This window comes from Shewanella sp. LC6, from assembly GCF_006385735.2.
Classification (GTDB): Bacteria; Pseudomonadota; Gammaproteobacteria; order Enterobacterales; family Shewanellaceae; genus Shewanella; species Shewanella xiamenensis.
Window position 1 is genome coordinate 3,489,183 of record NZ_CP043902.1, and the last position, 21,970, is coordinate 3,511,152.

The window sequence follows — 21,970 nt, forward strand, 5'->3', positions numbered from 1 at the left end:
CTAATTAATGGGTTGGCCTTACTCGTAGCCCACCGGCAGTCCTAACATATCGCGGGTGACTAAGGTAATGCCTTTCTCGGACACCCTAAAGCCTTTTGCCCTATCATGGTCGTGGTTATAACCGATCACTGTGCCTTCGGGGATAATACAACCTCTATCGATGATGGCGTTTTTAATCTTGCAGTGGCGCAGCACCACCACATCGGGCAGCACGACTGAATCCTCAACCACGGAGTAAGAACAAACCCGCACCTCGTTAAACAGCACGCTGCGGCGCACGGTCGCGCCCGAGATAATACAGCCGCCAGAAATAATCGAATCCACCGCCATGCCGCGTCTATCGTCATCGTCAAACACAAATTTAGCGGGAGGTAATTGCTCCTGATAAGTCCAAATCGGCCATTTGGCATCGTAGAGGTTTAAGGCCGGCGTGGGCGATAGCAATTCCATATTGGCCTGCCAGAAGGAATCCAAGGTGCCCACATCGCGCCAGTAGGCTTGCTCGTTGGGGAAAGCACTCTTAAAGGGATAGGCAAACACTTTATGTTTTTCGATGATCGAGGGAATAATATCTTTGCCAAAATCCCTATCGGAATTGGCGTTTTGCGCGTCTTTCTTCAACTGTTCGAACAAAAACTCAGTGTTAAACACATAGTTGCCCATCGAGGCGAGGCACTTCTCTGGATTGCCTGGGGAATGTTTAGGGTATTTAGGTTTTTCTTCAAATCCTAGGATGCGCATCTCGTCATCGACTTCCATCACCCCAAATGCGCCCGCCGCTTCGGCCACGGGCACCTCAAGGCAGGAGACTGTCATATCGGCGCCAGATTCGGCATGGGCGGCCAGTAAGCCAGCATAATCCATGCGATACACATGGTCACCCGAGAGCACCATCACGTACTTGGGCAGCTCATGGCGGATGATGTCGATATTTTGGAATACCGCATCAGCCGTGCCTTGATACCAATTCTCAGAGTAACGTTGTGAGGCGGGCAGAATTTCCACCGACTCACCTAATTCCTTTTTAAAGTGGCCCCAACCGCGCATCACGTGGCGAATTAACGAGTGCGACTTATATTGGGTCACCACCCCAACGCGGCGGATCCCCGAGTTAATGCAATTCGACAGCGGAAAATCGATGATCCTAAACTTGCCACCGAAATACAGCGCGGGTTTAGCGCGCCAGTCGGTGAGTTCATGTAAACGCGAGCCTCGGCCACCAGCCAGAATCAATGCATAGGTTTCACGAGTTAAATTACTGATATAACGTACATTAGACATAGGCTCTACTCCCCAAATAGCACATCAGTGCCGATTGCTTCACAACCACTCTTCCCTGCCGCCCTAAGGCCGCAGCATTGCATACAACTGCGTATTCCTTCGCTCATTAACGACTCCCTTACAGTTTCCAAATTTCATCCCGATAGCCTGCAATCGTCACATCACTGGAGAAGCGACCACTGGCCGCCGTGTTGCGAATGCTCATTTGCGTCCACTTTTTCGGATCTTTATAAGCCTTAGCCACAGCCTCTTGGGCGAGGCGATAACTATCGAAATCCGCCGCCGTCATCCACTGGTCGTCCGCGCTTTCAATCGAGGCGATAATCGGGTCGAAAATTCCCGGTTCCAGTAGGTTAAAATGGCCGCTCTTCAGTAAGGCCATGACTTCGGATAAGGCGTGGGACTCGGCGATAATGCGCTGAGGTTGGTAATCACAGCGCATTTGGGCCACTTGATCGGCGTTGAGGCCAAAGAGGAAGAAGTTATCCTCGCCTACCTCTTCGAGCATCTCGATATTGGCGCCATCTAAGGTGCCTATGGTGAGTGCCCCGTTCATCATAAACTTCATATTGCCCGTGCCAGAGGCCTCCTTACCCGCGGTGGAGATTTGTTCGGAGACATCGGTGCCGGGGCAGATTTTTTCCATCGCACTGACGTTGTAATTGGGCAGAAACGCAAAGCGCAGATAAGGCGCCACCACAGGATCGCAGTTGACCATATGGGCAACATTGCTGGCGAGTTTGATGATGAGCTTCGCCATAAAGTAACCGGGCGCCGCTTTACCGCCGATCAGCACACAGCGTGGTACCAGATGCTCTGTATGCCCCTGCTGGATTTGATGGTAAAGATGAATAACATGCAGAATATTGAGTAGCTGACGCTTGTACTCGTGGATCCGCTTGACCTGCACATCAAACAGCATTGAAGGGTCAAACTCGACGCCACATTCCTTAGCAATCATCTTGGCCAGCACCGCCTTGTTGGCTTGTTTCACTTCACGCCACTTTTGAATAAAGCTGGCGTCCTGGGTTAAGGCATTGAGTGCCGTCAGTTGGCTTAAGTCCGTCACCCAACCTTTGCCTAAATGGTTGGTTAACAGTTTGGCGAGTGAAGGATTGCAGTGGGCTAACCAACGCCTTGGCGTCACCCCGTTAGTGCGATTGTTAAACTTCTGCGGCCACAGGCTATAAAAATCCTTAAACAGGCCCGACTTTAACAATTGGGTATGTAATCCAGCGACACCGTTCACCGAAAAACTGGCCACTATGGCTAAATAGGCCATGCGGACGTGTGGATCGGGGCCATCTTGAATGATCGACATGCTGGCCAGTTTGGCACCATCCCCCGGCCAGTGGTGGGCAACTAAATCGAGGTATCTGGCGTTGATTTCATAGATGATTTCTAAAATACGCGGCAGCATCAATGCCATCATACGCACAGGCCAGCGCTCTAATGCCTCGGGTAGCAGCGTATGATTGGTATAAGCAATGGTTTGACTGGTGATCGACCAAGCGGCATCCCATTCGAGACCATATTCATCCACCAGCAGCCGCATTAACTCGGGGACCGCAATACTGGGATGAGTGTCATTCAATTGCATCACATTTTTTTCAGCAAAATGAGTGAAATCATTGCCATGGTGATGTACCCAACGTTTTAAAATTGCCTGTAAGCTAGCGGAAGACAAAAAATATTGCTGACGCAGCCGCAGCTCCTTACCGTTTTCGCTGGCATCGTTGGGGTAAAGCACCATAGTGATCTGCTCGGCGAGGTTTTTACGCGCCACGGCCTCTGTGTAATCGCCTTGGTTAAATTCTGCTAAGTCAAAATCATCGGTGGCTTCAGCCTTCCAAAGTCTTAAGCTATTCACGCGACCATTGCGATAGCCAGGAACAGGCATATCGTAGGCAACAGCGAGCACATCTTGGGTATCGACCCAAATCATGTGCCTGCGCCCTTGTTTATCGACATAGGATTCGGTGTGACCAAAGAACTTTACCGTCACATTATGGTGCGGAACACGCACCTCCCAAGGGTTGCCCTCACGTAACCAGCGATCAGGGCGCTCAACCTGATAACCATCAACTATCTTTTGGGCGAACATGCCGTATTCGTAACGAATGCCATACCCAGTCACGGATAAGTCCATGCTGGCGCAACTATCGAGAAAACAAGCTGCAAGCCGCCCAAGGCCACCATTGCCTAAGCCCGCGTCATGTTCGGCCTCTTCTATCTCCTCGAGTGAAACAGAGTAATGGCTTAACGCCTCGCGGCTATCTTGCTCTAACTCTAAGTTTAACAAGGCATTACCCAGTGTCCTGCCCATTAAAAACTCGAGTGACAAATAGGCCACTTGTTTGTTGTCGTAACAGCTATCTTTGATGCGCGTCTCACGCCAATCATCCAGCATTTGCTCTTTTACGCTGAGAGCCAGCGCTTGAAATAATTCACCACGCGCCCCTTCGCCGCGGCTTAATCCATAGCGAACATGGCGAGTAAAAGAAGCGGGTAAGGCATCACAGGGCTCGCAGGGTTCGGGTGCTGTTTTGCTCTTACTTTCAACCGTCTTTGTTGAACGTTTTTTGGGAGTAACGCCGCTGGTATTTGGGCTCAGCTCACTGTTATGACTCATAGTTAATTCCTTATAAAATCAGCATGAAACAGCATAAGACTGCGATCCTGTAGCAAGTACCGCGTCGGTGAGGACTGAGCATCCAGCGGCTCAGTGGGAGTTAAAAATTGTGGGTCCGTTTGGGTATGCAGCAGGCATTGCCACGGTCCTAAACCGTCAAAAACCGGCAGGGTAAAGGCCAAAGGGTGCTCATCAGCATTAACCATCAACAGCAGTGCTTGAAGGTTGTCACCCTGAGTCTGCGGCTGAGTGGCAGTTAAATTGCCTGATAACACCACACTAAGACTGCGCCCAATGGACTCGCTCCACAGGCTTTTGCTCATAGGTTCACCTTGACGGCTAAACCAATCCAGCCTCACCCCCGCACGGGTTGAGACAGGGCTTGCAGCTTGGATTGCAGATGCCTCAGGTGACCAATTGAAGGCATTGGCCACTAGCTGCTCATGGATAAAACGTTTGGCGCACAGCAGCGGGAAGCGTTTACGCAAGGCAATCAGCTGTGAGGTGAAACTCAGCAATGAGCTATCCATGCCATCCGCTGACCAATCGAACCAATTCAAGGGGTTATCTTGGCAATAGGCGTTATTATTCCCGCCTTGGGTGCGGCCCGCCTCATCACCACTGAGTAACATAGGCACCCCTTGGGATAAGAATAATGTGGTCAATAGATTGCGTTGCTGGCGGGCGCGCAGCGCAAGAATGGTGGCGTCGTCAGTTTCGCCTTCTACCCCATAGTGATAGCTGAAGTTCTCATGGTGGCCGTCGCGGTTTTCTTCACCGTTGGCCCAATTGTGCCGCTCGCAATAACTCACTAAATCTTTGAGGGTAAAACCATCGTGACTGGTTAAAAAGTTGATACTGGCGGCAGGAGGCCGGCCGCTATGCTCAAAGAAATCCCCCGAGCCATGAAACCGCCGCGCAAACTCGGGCAACATGCCGTGATCGCCGCGCCAAAAACGCCGCATGGTGTCGCGGTATCTGTCATTCCACTCGCTAAAAGCCACAGGGAAATTACCCAGCTGATACCCACCAGGGCCAATATCCCAAGGCTCGGCAATCAGCTTCACCCGGCACAACACAGGGTCTTGCAGCAGCGCATCGAAAAAACCACTTCCGGGGTCAAATCCATAGGCTTCACGGCCAAGGCAGGCGGCTAAATCGAAACGAAAACCATCGACGCCCATCACTTCGACCCAGTAACGCAGCGAATCTAACACCAACTGCAACATGCGCGTGTGATTGAGGTTTAAGGTATTACCGCAGCCAGTATCATTGATATAAAAGCGTTTATCATTTGGATGCAGGCGGTAATAACTCAGATTGTCGATACCGCGAAAGCTAAAGGTCGGCCCGAGGCGACTACCCTCGGCGCTGTGGTTATAGACCACATCGAGAATGACTTCGATACCCGCGCTGTGTAGCGCATCCACCATAGTGCGAAACTCGCCAATATCCTCACTCGAGAGATAACTCGGCTCAGGCGCAAAAAAGCCTATACTGTTATAACCCCAATAGTTAGATAGCTGTTTTTCAAGCAGAAAGGGCTCGGAGAAGAATGCCTGTACCGGCAGTAACTCGACACAATTCACGCCGAGATTAACTAAGTAATCTATCGCAGCATTCGATGCCAGCCCGGCAAAGGTACCACGCAGCGGCGCATCTATCTCAGGGTGCAGCGCGGTAAATCCCTTTAAGTGCATCTCATAGATAATGCACTGCTCAAGCGGTAGTGGCTCACGCTTACTTGTAAGAGGCCGAATAGTATGCGCCTTAGCGGCATTAAAAAGAGGCCGAGTATCGACCACTTTGCACTTAGGTACAAAATCCGCGTTATCTAAGGTGCTGAAAGATAAGTCTTCATTAGGGTTATCAATCTCATAACCAAAGTTGGCGATATGGTGGTGATAGCGTCCCACGAGCTGGCGCGCGTAAGGGTCTAACAGCAACTTATGCGGATTAAATCTGTGGCCTAATTGCGGCTCGTAGGGACCATAAACACGGTAACCATAAAGCTGGCCGGCACTGAGCCCATGCACATACAAATGCCAGATCTGCTGGGTCTGCTCCGTCAAGGGGATGCGCTGAATTTCCACCTCGCCTTGGGCATCAAACAGACATAACTCCACCCCTGTGGCATGGGCCGAAAACAGGGCGAAATTCACCCCGCCATCATCGACCGTCGCCCCTAAGGGAAAAGGCTGCCCCGCACTTAGGTTAAAGGCGGTTGAGCCATCAGCATTTACAGGCACAGGATTCGTCATAGGCTAACATCTCTATCGGGCGCATCCATCGCTGGCCCGAGGATTAAGCAACCCAGGGGCGGCACAGTGATCAACGCGCTCGACGCCATACCCTGCCAAGGTAAATCTTCGGCAATCACCTTGCCCGCATTACCCTGATTACTGCCGCCATAGAGATGGCTGTCGCTATTGAGGTACTCACAGAAATCCCCGCCTTGGGGCAAGCCAATACGAAATCCTTGGTGCAGGGTTGGTGTCATATTCACCACAAACACTAAGGGCACATCACTGCCCTCGCCATAGCGAACAAAGCTAAAAATACTGTCGCGGCCATTGTCACAATCGAGCCAGCGAAAACCCTGCGAGTCATAGTCGAGCACGGATAAGGCGGGGAATTGGCGATAAAGCTGATTCAGATCCCGAAGCCAGCGCTGCACGCCTTGGTGGGGCTCAAAAGCAAGCAAATGCCAATCGAGGCTATGGTTATGGTTCCATTCGTCACGCTGGGCAAACTCGCTGCCCATAAACAGTAATTTTTTGCCTGGATGCCCCCACATAAAGCCGTAATAGGCCCTGAGGGTAGCGAATTTTTGCCAATCATCGCCGGGGATTTTATGCAGCAAAGAGCCCTTGCCGTGCACTACTTCATCGTGGCTTATCGACAGCATAAATTGCTCCGAATAGGCATACATCAGGCTAAAGGTCAGCTGGTTGTGGTGATACTGGCGATAAATAGGATCGCGGCCTAAGTAGCTTAAGCTGTCGTTCATCCAACCCATATTCCATTTAAAACCAAACCCCAACCCGCCGCTATCCGTCGGCTTAGTCACGCCTGCAAAGGCAGTTGACTCTTCGGCTATCATGCAAATGCCGGGGAAGGCTTGATACAAACGTTGATTCAACATTTGCAGAAAATGAATCGCCTCTAAATTCTCCCGTCCGCCATAGGCATTGGGCAGCCATTGTCCGGGTTCGCGGCTGTAGTCGAGGTACAACATGGATGACACCGCATCGAGCCTTAACCCATCAAGGTGAAACTCCCGCAGCCAATAGCAGGCATTGCTGAGCAGAAAACTACGCACCTCTCCGCGGTCGTAGTTATAGATCAGCGTATCCCAATCGGGGTGCGTGCCTTTGCGCGGATCTTCATGTTCATAGAGGCAAGTGCCATCGAAACGCACAAGGCCGTGGGGATCCTTAGGGAAATGCGCCGCGACCCAATCGAGTAACACGCCAATGTCGGCCTGATGGCAAGCATCGATAAAGGCCTTTAAGCCATTAGCATCACCAAAACGATGGGTCGGCGCATACAGGCCAACGGGTTGATACCCCCAAGAGCCATCGAAGGGATATTCACTGATCGGCATCAACTCGATATGGGTAAAGCCTTGCTCTTTCACATAGGGGATCAACTGCTCGATTAAGTCTTGATAATCAAAATATTGCTCACCAAACTCGCCTTTTCGGCGCCAAGAGCCTAACTGCACTTCGTAGATAGACATAGCGGCGCGATGCCAAGCCGTGCTCGCCCGTTTGTCCATCCATTGTGTATCTGCCCAAGGGTGTTGATGTTTTTTCGGCACTATGGAGGCATTGTGCGGCGCACATTCCATTTGGGTCGCCATAGGGTCAGATTTAGCGTGACGCTCGCCATTTTGATAAATCAGATCAAACTTATAGTGCGCGCCTTCGGCAACATCAGGCAGGAAAATCTCCCACAAGCCGTTGGCCAGATGCTGGCGCATCACATGGCGAGTATCGTCCCAGTGGTTAAAATCCCCCACCACAGAGACTCGTTTAGCATTGGGTGCCCATACGCAAAAATGGACTCCTTCTACGCTATCGACTTGGTGCCAGTTCGCACCTAAAAAGCGATAGGCCTGCTCAGAACTTCCCTCGCCGAAGAGGTATAAGTCCTGACTATCGAGGAGTGAACCAAACTGATAAGGATCGATAATATCCAACTCACAGAGGGGATAAGTCACCCGTAGCGCATACAAAAAGGGCTTAACCCGTCTGCCAAGCGTGCCCGCAAATAGTCCCGCCTCATTGACGCGCTCAAGGCTCGCCACCTTACGGCCATCCTTAAGACTTATCACATCAACCTTTTGGGCGTTGCGTAAAAAACAGCGCACGACTAGGGCCTTGCCCTCGTTGATGCTGTGCATACCGAGCAGGGAAAACACATCCGTATATTGACCGTTTAACAGCGCGACATCGCTACCGTCATAGAAGTAAGTCTGGGCTTGAGTCATCATTTGGCTTCCATTTTTAGTCAAAGGGTATCTGTATGCGCAGCCGTTTCTGGCAAATGTCTTGCCGCAGCAATGCGTTGCAAACGTTCATCCAGCGTAGGTTTAACCGCTGCCTCACTTAGGCTGATGGGCAATCGCCGCTGCCAATTCGGGTACTCGAGCCAAGTGCCGGGAATATTCACCGCATGGCGGTCCCCTAGCAGATCGCACCACTGCACGCTGTAAAGTGCGCTATTGCCCGAGGCGCAAAATGGCATCCACGCCGTTAATAAATCTTCAATATCAATCTGTTGAATATCTGTCTCGGCTAATAAGCCCTGGGAGATTAAGCACTGCGCGAGCTGGTGTTTTTCCTGCTCACGTCCGGCGAGCGCTTCCCACAGTTCATCATCAGTCTTGAGTAGTTCGAGTTGTCGCCTCAGGTGCAAATCGCTGCCCGTCCACCAAGCGACTAACGTCGGCACATCGTGGTTTGCCAGCATCATCAAACTCTGGAACTTATACTGGCTCGGCGGCTTAAAGCCTTGATGGTCTTTGCAGAAGTAGAACAACTCGTTGGAGTAAACCCCCGCCTGATACAGGCGATGAATAATATCGGGCGGCACTAGGCCCAAATCCTCCCCAATCACCACACAGCGGGCACGTTGACTCTCAAGGCAGAGAATCGCCAACAGAGTTTCGACCGGGTAATACACATAGGCGCCATGGCCGAGGCGCTTATCTAGTGGCCACCACCAGAGCCGCAGCAGCCCCATCACATGGTCGATTCGCAGCGCACCGCAGTGGGTCATGTTGGCGCGGATAAGCTCAATAAAATGACGATATTGATGCTGTTTTAGCTTGACGGGGTCGAGGGGCGTAAGGCCCCAGTTTTGTCCCTGCGGCGCGAAGGGATCTGGCGGTGCACCTATGCTGGAGTTTAAGCAGAACTGCTGCGAATTGGCTTGAACCTCAACGCCTTGCAACGCGGCGCCTACGGCCAAATCGCGGATAAGCCCTATGCCCATTCCCGCTTCTTTGGCTTTGAGTTGGCATAGTTGCAGTTGATCTTCGGCCACAAACTGCAGGTATAAATAAAAGCCTTCATCCTGCGCTATGGCCCTTGGGCTGCGTAGCGATTCGGCTTGGGCAAATTCCCTGAGCGGCGCGCCTTGCTGTGCTACAAAATCCTCAAATCGCTGCGCCCTTGGTGTGTTTGGCTGTAAATGGTGTTCGCAAAAGACAGTGTATAAACGTGCAAAGGCGCGGTACTTAAGCTCACTCACCTTGGGATAATCGAGCCAGTTCTCCGCATTGAGTAGGGCAATGGCTTCTTGCCATTCCTTCGCCGCAAACTCCGTCTTTAATGGCTCAAATTCAGGCACACTAGGTAAATGAATATACAGCGGATTCAGCCTTCGACGATCGCAGGGACTATAGGGACTCGGATGTTCCGGCGCGGCAATATCTAAGGCATGCAATGGATTAAGTTGAATAAAATCGGCGCCATATTCGGCCACTAAACCAATCAGTTGCTCTAAATCGCCAAAGTCGCCGATACCCCATTGGCTTTCGCTGCGCAGACTATAAAGCTGAAGACTCACTCCCCAGGGTTTATGGCGCTTTCCTTGCGCCACAGCGCTCATCACCCCTTGATAGGCGGTTCTCGGTGCCACCATAAAAGTGCCATGGAACTCAGTCGCCTTGCATGCTACAGAAATGCTTGCTGATGAGGTGCTTGCCGATGCTAGGCCGTGCTGAACATCTGCCAGCCCAAGCAAACTGACGCTCAGAGTGTGGTAGCCCAGCCCGAGGCAAGATAAATCACTTAAGTTGTCTTTATTGCTAGATGCGTTTGGCGCGGCGCTGACATTTTCCCATGAACGGCGCGGCTCAGCGCTGCTATCTTGCTCAGCGGCATCGCCCGCATCACGGCAATGAAACTCATGACCTAAGAGGTCGAGGCGGTATTGCAGGAACTGACACTCATTGGCAAAGGAGCTGGTGCCAAACTGCGCCAACTCCTGCGCCTGAATACGATAATCCCCAATCGGTTTTAGCGCCAAAAATGGCACCTCAAGAATAACCCTCTCCCCTTGCTCACAGGTAAAGGTGAGTAGCAGATCGCCACGGTAAGATTGAGGTAAATACAGGCAGACCCAAGGTTCATCGACATAACACCAATGAAACGCTGGCAACACTTGTGTCCAATGGTGTGCATCGAGTTGATACACCTGAGCGTCAAGCTCGTCGCCACTGGGTAAACTCGTTAACGGTTCATCCTTTGCCTCGCAGGACTGAGTATTTTTTTCCTGCAACATACAGGTCAAAATCCCTTGCCTGTCAGCCTCGGGAATGCGGATGTACTGGCCAAAGCAGTCGGTAAAGTCTGCCCCCACGCCCCGCAAATACAGCAACTTCTCCAGCCCCATATTTGTCGCCCCCGCGACTGCTCATCCATAGTCTTAGATAGGCAGTAACCATGCCAGCGCAAAATAACAGCATGAAGACAGATTTGTGTCAGCCAAGTGACAACAAAGAAAACTTATAAATCAGCATCTTGAATAAAATACGTGCCTTTATCACCCAAGCCTTTGCCCACCGAGCCATCTCGCAAACGCACTAGTTTGAAGCAGGGAGTGATTAAAAAAGGTGCAACGCGCTTAAATGGCGCAAGCAAAACAACATCTTATCTTTGAGTACATTAGTGAGATTTATCTCTTAGGTTGAATGCCTCTCTGGCACAGGGGAGATTAGAGTGGCAACTAGCTGCAACACTTTGTATCAATTACATTTTTCATCTTGAAATCCCCTTCATCGCTCTGTCACTATGCGCGCACAAAACAAAAACAACACTTAATCGCAACATTTACCCATGCCCGCTTACATTATCCAAGCAGGCAAAGGCGTGGCGAACAACGCAAAAATAAGGAAATTGATATGAAAAGAATCACGGGACTTTTACTCGCCAGCAGTTTGAGCATGGTCCTCAGTGCCTGCGGCGGTGGCGAAGATGATCTCACTCCCAATATCCCCAAACCCGACCCAACTCCACCGAGCTTAAGCGCCGATGTCTGTTATTTAATGAGCACCACAAAGGGGGATGTAACCTTAGCCATCGACCTCACCCATATGCCGATCACGGGTAAGAACTTTAAACAATATGTCGATAAGTCCTTCTATAACGGCACCTTATTCCACAGAACCATTAATAATTTTATGATCCAAGGCGGCGGTTTCACCACGGGATTACAGAGCAAGCCAACGAGCTCTCCGATTAAAAACGAGGCCGCGGTCGGCATCAGTAACAAACGGGGCACTATCGCGATGGCGCGTACCACAGTGTCAGACTCAGCAACATCACAGTTCTTTATCAATGTGTTGGATAATCCCCAGCTCGATGCTTCGGCGAGCAGCTATGGTTATGCTGTGTTTGGTAAAGTCATCGAAGGGATGGATGTGGTCGATCAGATAAGCATTGTGCCGACCAAAACCAGCAACGGTTTTAACGACACACCAGTGACTGAGATTTTGATTAATAGTGTGACAGAAACCAACTGCCCCAAAGCTTGATAAATACTCGGGGTTAAATAAAAAGCACTGATTTATCAGTGCTTTTTATTATTCTCGGCCCAAGGAGATTATTCATCCCCTTGAATTTTACCCACTAACAACATAGGTGCTGCGTCGATTTTATCGGCGTCCATCATGGCCGCAATTCGCTCCACCGATGAGAGTAGCTGACTCTGCTCCCACTCTTCAAGATTTTGATATTGCTTAATAAAGTGTTCCTGAAGTGGTTTAGGAGACGCCTCTAAAAGTGCGCGCCCCGCATCACTTAAATACAAATGGACTTTACGCTTATCGGACTCGCTGCGTTTGCGGATCACTAATCCCCGCCCTTCGAGCCTATCAATAATCGTTGTCACAGTGGCTGGGCTGAGGGTGATTTCTTCGGCCACCTGCTTGGCTAAGGGAGCGCCGAGTTGGGCAATCTTCTGCATCACCATCAACTGTGGTCCCGTCAAGCCGGAATGCTTATTGAGTTGCCGCGAATGAATGTCGATAGCGCGGATCACGCGGCGCAGTGAAATCAGCAGTTGTTCATATTTTTCCATCGTACTTCACATACTCCTCATCAACTCAACGGCCGCACCTTACCAGAAACTCAACCACAACTCACCTTGGCGGGCAATTTTATCGCGTAATAATCTGAGTTTAACTAAACAAGCAAAAGCTGAAAAAAACGTTAAAAAACATAGCGTATGCAGCCCTTAATCTCTGTCATAAAAATTCATTATTTAGTTATCTAGTTCCAACTTTAGTGCGAATTTCACCTCAGGAATCTATCTAAACCGATCTAGATCACAACTTGGCCACCCCTTAATTGGTAGTTTGGTCACCAGAAAGAAACAAATTTAATATACAAGCAAATAGGTGGATATATGGCTGCTAAATTTTTTATTCCTTCCGTCAACGTATTAGGCAAAGGCGCAGTAGATGATGCTATTGGTGATATCAAAACCTTAGGCTTTAAACACGCGCTAATTGTGACGGATAAACCTTTAGTCAATATTGGTCTAGTCGGTGAAGTGGTCGAAAAACTCGGCCAAAATGGTATTACCTCAACCGTGTTTGATGGCGTACAACCTAACCCAACCGTCGGGAACGTTGAAGCCGGTCTGGCACTGTTAAAAGCCAATCAATGCGATTTTGTGATTTCACTCGGTGGCGGCTCACCACACGATTGCGCTAAAGGTATCGCTCTTGTGGCAACCAACGGCGGCAGCATCAAAGACTACGAAGGCTTAGACCAATCCGCTAAGCCACAACTGCCATTAGTAGCCATTAACACCACCGCCGGCACCGCCAGCGAGATGACCCGTTTTTGTATCATCACTGACGAAGCTCGCCATATCAAAATGGCAATTGTCGATAAACACACCACCCCATTACTGTCTGTGAATGACCCAGAGCTGATGCTGAAAAAACCAGCAAGCCTCACTGCTGCAACGGGCATGGACGCGCTGACCCACGCGGTTGAAGCCTATGTGTCTATCGCTGCGAACCCCATTACCGATGCTTGCGCCATTAAAGCCATTGAGCTTATCCAAGGCAACTTAGTGAATGCGGTAAAACAAGGCCAAGATATTGAAGCCCGTGAGCAGATGGCCTATGCGCAATTCTTAGCGGGTATGGCCTTTAACAACGCCAGCTTAGGTTATGTGCATGCCATGGCGCACCAATTAGGCGGTTTCTACGATCTGCCCCACGGTGTGTGTAACGCCCTCTTATTACCCCATGTGCAAGAATACAACGCTAAAGTGGTACCGCATCGCTTAAAAGATATCGCCAAAGCGATGGGTGTCGATGTTGCCAATATGACGGATGAGCAAGGTGCTGCGGCTGCAATCACCGCGATTAAAGCCCTATCCGTTGCGGTAAATATTCCAGAAAACCTGACGTTACTCGGGGTTAAAGCGGAAGATATTCCAACGCTGGCTGAAAACGCCTTGAAGGATGCCTGTGGTTTCACTAACCCTAAACAGGCAACCCATGAAGAGATCTGCCAGATCTTCACGAATGCGTTATAAGTCATACAAGCTCTAACGCCTATCAGCGCGCCAATTGACAGGATGTTGTTCGGCTAGCGCAAGCTAACGACATAGAATCGGCCCAAACAAGTTCCCTTGTTTGGGCCTTTCTTTTTATGCATCAAAGACACCTTTAACACCACATCATCACAGCAAAAACCGCCGTAACGCCTTAATCTTCGGCAATTGAGATCGCGCAGATCGAAAATTCCATCAAATAGCGCAAAAACGTGATCTTGGTGGGTTACATGCTGTTACAAATCCGCTAGACTGGTTCCAGTTCGCTTTTTCCCTGCAAAAGATGAAGCCAGCTGAGAGGCCCGTTTTAAGGAACGGGCCTCTGTCCATTCAAGCCCTCATCAACCATGCACTTCCCTCATATTTTGCTAATGTTAAATAGCATACTCATCAAAACATTTTTATACCTATCATTAATTGGTGCTTTATTGCGCAGTAGTTAAGCAAAAACGAATTTGAGTGCAAAACTGAGAGATAGCCCAAAGTTATTCGTTAAAAACTCATGCTAAATAACAGCTATGGCAAATAAATTAACTCGCTCATTTTTATATAAAAACACTTGTAAAAACGGTGATTTATCTAGGACGGTATCAGCGTAATTAATGATTGACCGAATTCAAAAACGATGCCTATGATGGCAGCAACATCCTCTACAGGTAGGTACGCTATGACAGCAATTACTCATGTATATAACTACACAGTTAGATGTCCGCATTACAAAGATCCCGAACATACCGCAAGTTGGTTAAACCACATTGAATTAAACCAATCGAGTGAAATTGCATTAAACCGTATCACCAAATGGCATGAACTCTCAGGCACTAAATCCTTTGAAACCAGTAAGTTTGTCGTCCGCAAAGCCGAAAATGAAGAAGCCTATTTTTCGATGCAAAGCGATAGACTTAAAAATGATGGTCATGCGCTCGTCACCTTTAAAATTTTCCTCGATACCTGTTGCGACAAGGCCGCACCAGAAGAAATTATGCAGCACCTAATCCAAGACTATCAGCAACGTTTAGCCAAGCTAGAACAGGCATAGAACACCATTCGCCGTGGGCATATAGCGTCAAATGCCCAATTATCCCAAAGGCCAAACCAACGTTTGGCCTTTTTGTTAAGTACTTTAGTCAAAGCTGCAGCAAGCAATTGTGATCTCATGCCTAGCGCGTGTTGACGTTTCAGTTTTTGGAGCAATTTGGCCAGTGTTTATACAAGGCAAAATCCGTGCTTGTAGTCATCCTACATAAACGGAGAATAACGCAGCAGACAAGCACATGCTCTTACTTTCTGTCATTAAGAGCCGCATGTCATTTGAGTAGAATAACTACGCATTATTCTTCGTTTCGCGAGCACTAGCTTGTCGGAATGAAATGTAATCTCGATACATCAATGCGCCCTAGGATTTAGTTAACTGATGACGATGGTGCTCACAAGCGGCATAAAGCGTTTCAGTTCAAAGAACTCTCCCGACACAAGCAGGTGAGCCAGCGCACATTTCACCAAAAAGTGACACGACACACATCACAATTTGCGATCAGCATAATCATACACTCAACCCCCATAAAAAAATAAGACTAATAAAATCAATAAATAATCATTATTCCTGACTCACTTCCCAACATATGGCCTCATTGCTTGAGACATAAAGCTAAGGTTAATATTTTGTTTCACAACCTTACCCTCTGCACAATCTAACGACACAACGAATAGGAATAAGCGGCATGGCTATAGCAAACATTGTTATCGTGGGTGGTGGTGCTGGCGGGATGGAGATTGCGACTAAATTAGGCCACAAACTGGGGCGCAAAGGAAAAGCAAAGATAACGTTAATCGATTGTGCTGAAAGCCATATTTGGAAGCCACTACTGCATGAGGTTGCGACTGGCGCACTCGATGTCGGTATCGACGCTTTAAGCTATCGAAGCCATGCAGCCGCCCATGGTTACCATTTTCAGCAGGGCGCTATGACGGATATCGATAGACAAAACAAACAAGTAGTGCTGTCTGCGATTTGTGATGATAAAGGTGATGTACTACTCCCATCTCGTCATATTGATTATGACTATTTAGTGGTCGCCATTGGCAGCATCGCTAATGACTTTAACATTCCAGGCGTACGTGAACATTGCCAATTTCTTGATAATACAGAGCAAGCAATGGCAATCCGCAAAATTTTGCTGAATAAGTTTCTCCGTTATGCCAGCCATAGCCTGCTGGCCGATAAAATTAAAATTGCTGTTGTAGGTGCAGGGGCCACTGGAGTAGAAATGTCTGCGGAAATGCACCATGCCGTGGATCAGCTGCGCGGGTTTGGCTATAACATCGATTCACGTCTTTTGGAGGTCACCCTCATTGAAGCTGATAAACGGATTTTACCTAAAGTAGAAAAGCGCGAAATTTCAGATTCAGTGACCAAAGAATTAGCCGCGCTCGGCGTTAAGGTCATGACTGAAACACGCATTAATCAGGTGGATGAAACGGGGTTGACCACAACAGATGGGCAAATGATCCCCGCCGATTTAGTGATCTGGTCTACAGGGGTAAAGGCACCGGATTTTCTGAAGGAAATTGGTGGACTAGAAACCAACCATATTAACCAGTTGGTGGTAAAACAGAATATGCAAACCAGCCGCGATCCGCATATTTTTGCAATTGGTGACTGTGCTGCTTGCCCACAACCCAACGGTACTTTTGTTCCACCAAGGGGGCAATCTGCACGACAAATGGCACTCATGACGGCCGACAATATTATGCTACTGCTTGCAGGACAAGACGCCCGTCATCAGTATGTTTATAAAGATCTTGGGTCGCTTGTTAACTTGTCGAAGTTTCATACTGTGGGCAACTTGCTGTCATTTATCGGCGGTGGAGTGATGGTCGAAGGTAAAATCGCTCGCTTTGTTTACACTTCTCTCTATCGGCGACATTTAATTGAACTGCACGGTGTGGTAAAAGGCAGCCTTTTAATGTTTGCTAAAGGTATTAGTCGCATTATTCATCCCCATCTCAAATTGCATTAGCAAGATTATTAAGGCGTTTTGCGTAACTATTTGGTATCTTGCGAGGCAACCGTTAGTTTTCAGGATGAATAACCATGAAAAAAGCTACACTCCTCATACTGCCATTGCTACTTGTCACCACGGCCTGCGCCGATTTAAAGGATGCGGGGCGTGCTATCGGCACCACCACTAAGGATGTCACTAAAGAGATTGGTCATGCCACCCGCGACACCACCAAAGCCATTGGTCATGCTTCAAGAGATGCAGTGAAATCGGTCAAAGAAGATCTTACTAAAGACTCAGAGTGACGCCCGTGCGTCACTCTGCTTTATCGGGGCTCAATCCTTAGGCCGCATTAGCACGAATACCATGGGGAACCGGTAATCCCTGCGCATTCACATTTACAAACACCATCTTATCGATACTCACCACAGGCGCCTGCGTCATCTTATTACGCACTTGGCAACTGACCGTAATGGAACTGTGCCCGAGGCTGACAAGCTCCAAGCCAAATTCCAACACATCCCCTTGGCGCGCCGGCGTCATAAAATTGATTTCAGAAATCAGCTTAGTCACATGGCTGGTGCTTTTCATCTGGCATGCAGCAAAGATAGCCGCCTCCTCGTCAATCCAACTCAATAACTGGCCGCCAAATAGGGTATTTGCAGGATTTAAATGTTCAGGTTTGACTAAACGACGACTGTAATATTTCATGACGGTGACCTCACTGTGAATGCTAAGTTTTACGGCCAATTCACAGCATTATTTAGGCCAAGATAAATAGCCATTGAATAACAATGAGATAGTATTAAGTCTTTGTAAAACGGTTAAAAAATTGCACCAACTCGAGTCAGAGTTGCACCAGAATAATCAATTAGATAAAAAAATAGCGACTCAGAGAGTCGCCAAGCACAGGCAAGCAAAGTATTGACTGGGTGGGAAGTTAAGTCACAAGAGTTGACTTAAAAACCCGTGCAGCACATGTAGGCGAACTGCACGGGAGACAACAGCTGCAATGCAGCTAAACACAGGGTTTACGGGTACAACATCTTACGGGTAGAACCTATTCGCGATACAACAGACTTCGCTTAAAACTGCTCTTCTTCAGTCGAGCCAGTCAACGCAGTCACCGATGAATGACCACCTTGGATAACCGTAGTCACTTGGTCGAAATAACCTGTGCCCACTTCCTGTTGATGCGCCACGAAGGTGTAACCTTTCTTCGCTGCCGCAAACTCAACTTCTTGAACTTTCTCAACATAATGCTTCATACCTTCACCACGAGCGTAATCGTAAGCTAGGTCAAACATGTTGTACCACATGTTGTGGATACCCGCTAAAGTGATGAATTGGTACTTGTAGCCCATGTCTGATAGTGCTTGTTGGAAACGGGCAATCGTTGCATCGTCCAGATTTTTCTTCCAGTTGAACGAAGGTGAACAGTTGTAGGCCAGCAATTGGTCTGGGTACTGAGCATGGATTGCCTCAGCAAAGCGGCGTGCTTCTTCTAAGTCAGGCTTAGCGGTTTCACACCAAATTAAATCCGCATAAGGTGCGTAGGCTAGACCGCGAGAAATCGCTTGGTCCAGACCCGCTTTTACGCGGTAGAAACCTTCATTGGTACGCTCGCCAGTCACAAAGTCACGATCGTACGGATCGCAATCAGAGGTCAATAAATCCGCCGCGTTCGCATCGGTACGAGCGATAACTAAGGTTTCAACACCGCTTACGTCGGCAGCCAGACGTGCTGCAACCAGTTTTTGTACAGCTTCTTGGGTTGGCACTAATACTTTACCGCCCATGTGGCCGCACTTTTTCACTGACGCTAATTGGTCTTCAAAGTGCACACCGGCGGCGCCTGCGTCGATCATTGACTTCATCAACTCGAACGCATTCAGTACGCCACCAAAACCGGCTTCAGCATCGGCAATAATGGGTAGGAAATAATCGACAAAGTTTTCATCTTCCGGATTAACCCCGTTGCTCCACTGGATTTGGTCAGCACGGCGGAAGGAGTTATTAATGCGTGAAACGACCGCAGGCACTGAGTTAGCTGGGTATAAGGATTGATCTGGGTACATAGTGCCCGCTAAGTTAGCGTCGGCAGCCACTTGCCAACCAGACAGATAAATCGCTTCGATACCCGCTTTAGCCTGTTGTACCGCTTGGCCGCCAGTCAGTGCGCCTAACGAGTTCACATAACCTTTTTTTGCGCCACCGTTGACGAGATCCCACAATTTAGCTGCACCACGCTTGGCAATGGTGTTTTCTGGAACAATTGAACCACGAAGTGCCACGACTTCTTCTGCAGTGTATGGGCGACGAACATTTTTCCAACGTGGATTCTCTGCCCAATCTTTTTTGATCGCGTCAATCTGCGCCTGACGTGAAGTCTGTGTTGCCTTAGTCATAGTGTCACTCCTTTCTGTATGATGTTGTAGCAAGTGACGCTGCCCCACCGCGTCACCCTGCCCATTGATTTAATTGACGGTTTCACCGCCATAACGCATTCCATAGGACGCATTAAGTGTTAACGCATTTATAATTAAGCAGTTAGCATCTCGTAACCGGGTAAGGTTAAGAAGTCGACCAACTCATCCGAAGTGGTAATATCCTCAAGCAATACCGCCGCTTGGGTAAATTTGCCGTGGGTGAATCTGTCACTGCCCACTTCTTTTTTCACGTTTGCTAACTCTTCCACCAGCATGTCTTTAAACAATTGTTTCGTGACGGGTTTGCCGTTGGAGAGTGACTTACCATGTTGGATCCATTGCCAAATCGAGGCGCGGGAGATTTCAGCGGTTGCCGCATCTTCCATTAATCCATAAATCGGCACACAACCGTTGCCACTGATCCACGCTTCAAGGTATTGCAGTGCAATACGAATATTCAGGCGCATCCCTTGCTCAGTGCGCTCCCCATCACAGGGCTTTAATAACTCAGCGGCCAGGATCGGTGCATCCACATCACGGGTGATATGCAATTGGTTTTGATGATCTTGGCCGATATATTCGTTAAAAATCCCCATCGCCGTATCCGCAAGACCAGGGTGAGCGACCCAAGTACCATCGTGTCCATTGCGAGCCTCAAGCTCTTTGTCCTTACGCACCCGTTGCAACACGGCTTCGTTCTGTACAGGATCCTTCGCCGGAATAAAGGCCGCCATACCTCCCATAGCCAGTGCGCCACGTTTATGGCAGGTTTTGATCAGCAGTCTTGAATAGGCACTTAAGAAAGGCGTATCCATGGTCACCGCTTGGCGATCCGGTAACACGCGGTCGCTATGGCGCTTTAATGTTTTGATATAACTAAAGATATAGTCCCAACGACCACAGTTTAGTGCGACGATGTTTGAACGTAATTCATAGAGAATTTCGTCCATTTCAAACACCGCGGGTAAGGTCTCAATCAAACAAGTACATTTGATTGTGCCAGGCTGCAGGCAGAATCTTTCCTCAACAAAAGCAAACACTTTTGCCCACCAACGCGCTTCGATATGGCTCTCGAGTTTAGGAATATAGAAGTAAGGACCACTGCCTTTCGCCAGCAATTGGCGATAGTTATGGTAAAAGTACATTGCAAAGTCGAATAACGCGCCGGGAATGGACTGCTGGTTAAATTCAACGTGCTTCTCTTTTAAGTGCAGGCCACGCACACGGCAAATTAATACCGCAGGATTTGGGCCTAACTTGTAGTGTTTACCGGTTTCAGGCGCTGTGTATTCAATCTCACCGCGCACCGCATCACGCAGGTTAATCTGACCTTCCACGACTTTTTGCCAGCTCGGTGCTAAAGAGTCTTCAAAATCCGCCATAAACACTTTGGCATTGGCATTAAGTGCATTGATCACCATCTTACGTTCGACGGGACCGGTGATTTCGACACGGCGGTCAAGTAGGTCGTTCGGAATACCGCGGATCTTCCATGCGCCGTCACGAATAGCGCGAGTCTCAGGTAAAAAGTCTGGCAAAGCCCCTTTATCGATACGCATCTGTCTGTCTTTACGTTTGGCGAGTAAGGTGGGCACTTCAGCCGCAAATTCACGGCAAAGTGACTCAAGCAACGCCAGCGCACCTTCGGTAAAAATCACTTCTTGGCCAGGGATAGTATTTCCCACTATGGTCAGCGTGCCATTCGCAGTGGTCTTATTCTGTGCCGAATTCAATTGCTGCTCACTTAAAGTTTGTTCCGTCATCTTCTCACCCTCCCAAGAGGCAAAACTCTTGCTCGTTTACGACTCATTACCAGTAAAGACATGGGTAACATGTACAAACATTCACCGCAAAACATTCAAATGTTCGTTTAGAACCAAAACTTACAGACAAACATTTGTATTTGCAACTATCCAAAAGTGTCATGACAGCTAAAAAATTTGACCAAAAACCGTGACAAAATTGGTCTGACCAAAGTGACTTTTAAAGTATAAACATATGATTTAAAATTACTTTACATTAAAGCGATAATTACTATTTTGGTAGTGGTGAAATTTGTCTGACAACTTTACCACTTTAAGCGCATTGTAATTTTATACGTAATTAAATTACATAATGAAAATTAATATATACACCACTTTTACCTTATTCGACCTAAGTAGAAAACAGACAGCGTTTTGAACTCCACCTTAAGGAAAGCGAGTAAAACTAATAAAAATAACAAGTTAACAAAATTGAAACACCACATAAATTTAAACACTCGTTTAAATATTACGTTTACGTAAACAGTCATTAGGATAGGGTGAGAGTGATAGGGATCACGGGTTATGTTTCTCGATCAAAAAGCCGAGTCGATGTGGTTAACCCAAAAAATAAATCACTTTTTTATAAAAAAAATGAAACAAATTAGAAATCTGGCTAAGAGTTGCTTCAAGTTACGCGCCTAGTGGCGGCAAAACTCACCACAGGATTAATCCACAAACCGTTAATCATACGTAAAGATGACAAACATTTAACTCCCAAGACCTATCAATCAAAGG

Annotated in this window: 14 protein-coding genes; 5 read left to right on the forward strand and 9 right to left on the reverse strand. The window is 48.4% G+C overall.

Translation table 11 applies throughout. The annotated features are described in order from the left end of the window. Positions 1-18: 18 nt before the first annotated feature. The 5 genes from glgC to malQ form a co-directional block, all read right to left on the reverse strand. Entirely contained in the window at positions 19-1,281 is a 1,263-nt protein-coding gene (gene glgC / locus FJD32_RS15660; RefSeq protein WP_047535906.1) for a glucose-1-phosphate adenylyltransferase, read from the reverse strand. 118 nt (positions 1,282-1,399) lie between these two features. After that, positions 1,400-3,913 carry a glycogen/starch/alpha-glucan phosphorylase gene (locus FJD32_RS15665; protein ID WP_088585859.1) on the reverse strand — a complete coding sequence of 838 codons (2,514 nt, stop codon included), beginning with the start codon at positions 3,911-3,913 and terminating at the stop codon, positions 1,400-1,402. A gap of 2 nt (positions 3,914-3,915) precedes the next feature. After that, a complete protein-coding gene (gene glgX / locus FJD32_RS15670; RefSeq protein ID WP_088585860.1) occupies positions 3,916-6,174 on the reverse strand; it encodes a glycogen debranching protein GlgX in 2,259 nt (752 codons plus the stop codon). After that, positions 6,171-8,411: a 1,4-alpha-glucan branching protein GlgB gene (gene glgB / locus FJD32_RS15675; protein ID WP_181159875.1), complete on the reverse strand. Its 2,241-nt coding sequence runs from the start codon at positions 8,409-8,411 to the stop codon at positions 6,171-6,173. Before glgB ends, glgX begins: the two co-directional genes overlap by 4 nt. Positions 8,412-8,428: 17 nt before the next feature. Continuing rightward, positions 8,429-10,819 (reverse strand): 4-alpha-glucanotransferase, encoded by a 2,391-nt coding sequence (gene malQ, locus FJD32_RS15680; protein WP_088585861.1) that lies wholly within the window; start codon positions 10,817-10,819, stop codon positions 8,429-8,431. A gap of 508 nt (positions 10,820-11,327) precedes the next feature. On the opposite strand from malQ, the gene FJD32_RS15685 reads away from it, so the two are divergent. After that, a complete protein-coding gene (locus tag FJD32_RS15685; protein ID WP_088585862.1) occupies positions 11,328-11,960 on the forward strand; it encodes a peptidylprolyl isomerase in 633 nt (210 codons plus the stop codon). Positions 11,961-12,028: 68 nt separating this feature from the next. Here the strand turns inward: FJD32_RS15685 and FJD32_RS15690 are convergent, their stop codons facing one another. Further along, entirely contained in the window at positions 12,029-12,505 is a 477-nt protein-coding gene (locus FJD32_RS15690; protein WP_037416024.1) for a MarR family transcriptional regulator, read from the reverse strand. A 327-nt stretch (positions 12,506-12,832) separates the two neighbouring features. Here FJD32_RS15690 and yiaY point away from each other — a divergent pair, with 327 nt between their 5' ends. The 4 genes from yiaY to FJD32_RS15710 all read left to right on the forward strand — a co-directional run bounded on the left by yiaY (position 12,833) and on the right by FJD32_RS15710 (position 17,306). Continuing rightward, positions 12,833-13,981, forward strand: a complete 1,149-nt coding sequence (gene yiaY, locus FJD32_RS15695; protein WP_037416021.1) for an L-threonine dehydrogenase — start codon at positions 12,833-12,835, stop codon at positions 13,979-13,981. Between the two features lie 685 nt (positions 13,982-14,666). Further along, positions 14,667-15,038, forward strand: a complete 372-nt coding sequence (locus FJD32_RS15700; RefSeq protein ID WP_037416019.1) for a hypothetical protein — start codon at positions 14,667-14,669, stop codon at positions 15,036-15,038. Positions 15,039-15,720: 682 nt separating this feature from the next. Next, positions 15,721-17,019, forward strand: coding sequence for an NAD(P)/FAD-dependent oxidoreductase (locus FJD32_RS15705; RefSeq protein WP_037416017.1), 1,299 nt, complete (start codon positions 15,721-15,723; stop codon positions 17,017-17,019). Positions 17,020-17,093: 74 nt separating this feature from the next. Further along, positions 17,094-17,306 carry a hypothetical protein gene (locus tag FJD32_RS15710; RefSeq protein ID WP_037425550.1) on the forward strand — a complete coding sequence of 71 codons (213 nt, stop codon included), beginning with the start codon at positions 17,094-17,096 and terminating at the stop codon, positions 17,304-17,306. Positions 17,307-17,343: 37 nt separating this feature from the next. On the opposite strand, the gene FJD32_RS15715 is transcribed toward FJD32_RS15710, so the two are convergent. From FJD32_RS15715 to aceB, 3 genes are all read right to left on the reverse strand, one after another. Further along, positions 17,344-17,712, reverse strand: coding sequence for a hotdog domain-containing protein (locus tag FJD32_RS15715; protein WP_007646510.1), 369 nt, complete (start codon positions 17,710-17,712; stop codon positions 17,344-17,346). A gap of 374 nt (positions 17,713-18,086) precedes the next feature. After that, entirely contained in the window at positions 18,087-19,409 is a 1,323-nt protein-coding gene (gene aceA, locus FJD32_RS15720; RefSeq protein ID WP_037425548.1) for an isocitrate lyase, read from the reverse strand. A 134-nt stretch (positions 19,410-19,543) separates the two neighbouring features. Further along, the gene (aceB, locus tag FJD32_RS15725) at positions 19,544-21,193 is read right to left on the reverse strand and encodes a malate synthase A (RefSeq protein ID WP_088585863.1); all 1,650 of its coding nucleotides are present in this window, start codon (positions 21,191-21,193) and stop codon (positions 19,544-19,546) included. Positions 21,194-21,970 lie beyond the last annotated feature (777 nt).